Source organism: Syntrophorhabdaceae bacterium (assembly GCA_028698615.1).
In the GTDB taxonomy this organism is placed as follows: Bacteria; Desulfobacterota; Syntrophorhabdia; order Syntrophorhabdales; family Syntrophorhabdaceae; genus Delta-02.
Genome location: JAQVWF010000071.1, coordinates 5,920 through 9,139, shown reverse-complemented (window position 1 = coordinate 9,139; position 3,220 = coordinate 5,920). Strand labels below are relative to the sequence as shown.

At 56.8% G+C, this 3,220-nt stretch carries 4 protein-coding genes; 3 read left to right on the top strand and 1 reads right to left on the bottom strand.

Annotation, left to right across the window (positions count from 1 at the left end; genetic code table 11):
• The first annotated feature begins 194 nt into the window (after positions 1-194).
• The 3 genes from PHC90_13705 (at position 195) to PHC90_13695 (ending at position 2,800) form a co-directional block, all read left to right on the top strand.
• A complete protein-coding gene (locus PHC90_13705) occupies positions 195-1,109 on the top strand; it encodes a FecR family protein (protein ID MDD3847399.1) in 915 nt (304 codons plus the stop codon).
• 99 nt (positions 1,110-1,208) lie between these two features.
• The gene (gene rlmN / locus PHC90_13700) at positions 1,209-2,303 is read left to right on the top strand and encodes a 23S rRNA (adenine(2503)-C(2))-methyltransferase RlmN (protein MDD3847398.1); all 1,095 of its coding nucleotides are present in this window, start codon (positions 1,209-1,211) and stop codon (positions 2,301-2,303) included.
• Complete coding sequence (locus tag PHC90_13695) at positions 2,300-2,800, top strand: PaaI family thioesterase (protein ID MDD3847397.1); 501 nt, start codon at positions 2,300-2,302, stop codon at positions 2,798-2,800. Before rlmN ends, PHC90_13695 begins: the two co-directional genes overlap by 4 nt.
• Positions 2,801-2,858: 58 nt before the next feature.
• On the opposite strand, the gene PHC90_13690 is transcribed toward PHC90_13695, so the two are convergent.
• Positions 2,859-3,203, bottom strand: coding sequence for a (deoxy)nucleoside triphosphate pyrophosphohydrolase (locus PHC90_13690; protein MDD3847396.1), 345 nt, complete (start codon positions 3,201-3,203; stop codon positions 2,859-2,861).
• Between the last annotated feature and the right edge of the window lie 17 nt (positions 3,204-3,220).

Sequence of the window (3,220 nt, the reverse complement as noted above, 5' to 3'; positions counted from 1 at the left end):
GAAGACGGCGCCCCCTGTCCCTGGTCCACCGGCGGCAGCGGTAGTGAATAGGGGCGGGAATTCCAAGGGAGCGGCAAACGGGGGCATCAAGGCTCACGTTGAGCTAAGTGCGCCCGTGAAGGCAACGAAGAATTGACGGCCGATACACTTTCGATGCGGAAGGTGGTAGAATAGGGGACGGAAGGAAAGACACCATGGAGACCACAAGAAGAACGATCACAGCGCTTTTAATCTTCCTTGCCTTCGGTACGTCTCTCTACGCCTCCTCCCCCGGAGCGGTTTACGTAAACTTCATCGAAGGCGCCGTTCTGCGTATTGCCGCCAATTCCCAGCGCGGTGTTCCCGCAAAGACCAACCAGGCCCTTGCGGAAGGGGAGACCCTCATGGTCACGGGACCGGGCAACGCGGAACTTTTCATACGCGACGGAAGCGTGGTGAGGATCACCGAGGGGAGCCGGTTGAAAGTCCTCTCCATTGAGCCCGGGGCCGTCCAGTTCTCCCTGGAGCGCGGCAAGGCCCACGTCAATTTCAAGGGACTCAAGGGCTATCCCCTCTTTTTCAATACGCCTTCCGCACAGGTCGATGCCTTCGACCGGTCCACCTTCCGCATAGATATCAACGCTGCGGGTGAGACCGAGATATCGGTCCTCGCCGGTGAGCTTTTTGTTGCCCAGCCGAAGGGCAGGATGAAGATCATTGTCGGGACCCGTCTCATCATGAGGAAAGAGGGCGAAGCCCCCGTCTACACCACGAACCGGCCCGCTGACGTATGGGACAAATGGAACAGGATGAAGGACGGCGATCCGCTGCCATCGGGCGATACCCGGGAGCCCGAGCGGCGGTCGGCCCCTTACGCGCCCCCGGCGGATGTCAGCGCTGCTGCTGCAATTGCCGAAGTCAGCCCCGCGCCGGCGGTCACCCGCGAGTACATCTACATCGGGACCGGCCCTGCGTGGAGCTATTCCTATTATCCCTTTGATTACCGGTTCTACCCGCGGCCCTGGCCCTCCCGCTGGTATCGAGGCTGGGGCGGTCCCCGGGGCTGGTACGGAGGCTACCGGGGATACAGGGGGCATGGCGGCCACTTTTGCCGCGGTCATCGGCGTTAACCCGTTAACGCGCTGAATACCTTGAAAAAATAAGCTTTTTCTGGTATCGTATGATGTCTTAAGTTCGTCAAAGAGCCACTCCGGAGAGCCAGTCAAGCAATGGAAGATTTTTTTGGTTTCACTCTCTTTGATCTCGAAGCGCAGATAGGTGCGCTGGGCAAGGAAAAATACCGTGCCCGCCAGCTATTTCGCTGGGTCTATAACCAGGGCAATCTCGATTTCGGGGAGATGACAAACATCCCCAAGGGCTTGAGGAGCGTCTTCTCGGAGATGTTCTCCCTTGACACCATGCCCATAGCCGAAGAGCATTCCTCTCGCGACGGCTCGACGAAGCTTGCCCTTGCCGCAAAGGACGGCCATGTCATCGAGAGCGTGCTCATGCCCGAGAAGACCCGCGTGACCCTCTGTGTCTCCACGCAGATCGGATGCCGCATGGGATGCAGGTTCTGTGTAACGGGAAAGATCGGTTTCAAGAGGAACCTGACGGCCGCCGAGATCGTAGGGCAGGTCATAACCATGCGGGAGTACTTGAGAAAGGCGGGCAGAAGGCCTGTAACGAACATTGTGTTCATGGGGATGGGAGAGCCCATGGACAACATCGACAACGTTGCGACTGCGCTTGATATCCTCAAGGATCAGGCCGGCCTTGATCTTTCCTACCGTAAGATAACCATTTCTTCCGTGGGCCTTCTCGACGGTTTGAGGGCGCTGGATGCAAAGTCCGCCGTCATTGCCATCTCTCTCAATGCCGCCGATGACGAGACGCGGTCCATGCTGATGCCCATCAACAGGCTTTATTCCATCGGCAAGATCATGGATTTCGTGAGGGGTTTCAAGGGGACGAAGCGCACGAGGATCACCTTTGAGTACATCCTCATCAAGGGCGTCAACGATTCTCTCGATGATGCGAGGAAGCTCTCGGAGCTCTTGAAGGATATCAAGTGCAAGATCAACCTTATACCCTACAACCCATCGTCGTATACTGAATTCGAAAGACCGGAAAGGGAAAGGGTGGACAGGTTCCACCAGTATCTCATCGACCGTTATTTTACGACCATTATCCGCGATTCGCGCGGGCAGGACGTCGGCGGGGCATGCGGGCAGCTCGGCATGGGCTATCTCGATAAGGCCCGGAATCCCGCTGCCGACGCGCGCAAGAACAAAGGGGCCACATCTTCCGAGGTGACATCATGAACGGCAGACTTCCGGCATACAAAAAATCCTTCTTCTTAAGCCCCGACAGGGAAGACGGGCTCCAGCTCGAGATATACCACGAAGACGGCATCGTTTACTCTGACCTGTCTATCGACAACCGTTTCGAAGGTTATGCCGAGGTACTCCACGGCGGCATGATCTTCGGGATCCTCGATGTCATCATCTGGTATGCGATCGTCATGAAGACCAGGATCGTCGCCATGACGAGAAAGGCGGAAATGGAGTTCTTCAAGCCCATCATGTGCAGCACCCCCTACCGTGCAAAGGCGCAGATGTTAACAATCGAGGAAAGAGACGTCCTTGCTACGGCCTGGGTAGAGGACGCAGCGGGCGACGTCTATGCCCGGATGAACGCCGTCTTCCGCGAGGGCAAGGGTTTCGAAATGGACGCCTTCGTAGACCGCTTCGACTTCTCGACGACAACACCGGCGATAAGGGAGTATTTTTTGTCACTGCTGGAGACGGGCAACGGGTGAGAAGAATTCTTTTCCATTACTTCTTCGACAGGGAACGGTCGGTAGCGGTAAAGACGTTTTAAGGTGTCTTCAATATATCCTTCACGATCAGCCAGTCCGGGTCGGGGAAGGCGTATCTCTGGAGGTCTTCGGGGGCGACCCAGGCGATCTCGTCGTGGTCGGTAAGGACGATCTCGCCGGAGACATACTCCGCGCGGTAGGCGTAAAGGATGATGGCCGACTGGCAGTTGAGGACATGTTTCCTGGAGGAGATGAGCTTTCCCACGGCAATGTCGATGCCAAGCTCTTCCCGGATCTCCCGTTTCAGGCACTCTTCCAGGGTTTCGTTGTCTTCCAGTTTGCCCCCCGGGAATTCCCAGTTGTTTCCCATGAAGGCGCGTTTTCTCCGCGCGATGAGTATCATGCCGTCTCTTTCGATGA

Coding starts and splice junctions, on each gene's coding strand:
- PHC90_13705 (MDD3847399.1), top strand. CDS start 195: ATGGAGACCACAAGAAGAACGATCACAGCGCTTTTAATCTTCCTTGCC.
- rlmN (MDD3847398.1), top strand. CDS start 1,209: ATGGAAGATTTTTTTGGTTTCACTCTCTTTGATCTCGAAGCGCAGATA.
- PHC90_13695 (MDD3847397.1), top strand. CDS start 2,300: ATGAACGGCAGACTTCCGGCATACAAAAAATCCTTCTTCTTAAGCCCC.
- PHC90_13690 (MDD3847396.1), bottom strand. CDS start 3,203: ATGATACTCATCGCGCGGAGAAAACGCGCCTTCATGGGAAACAACTGG.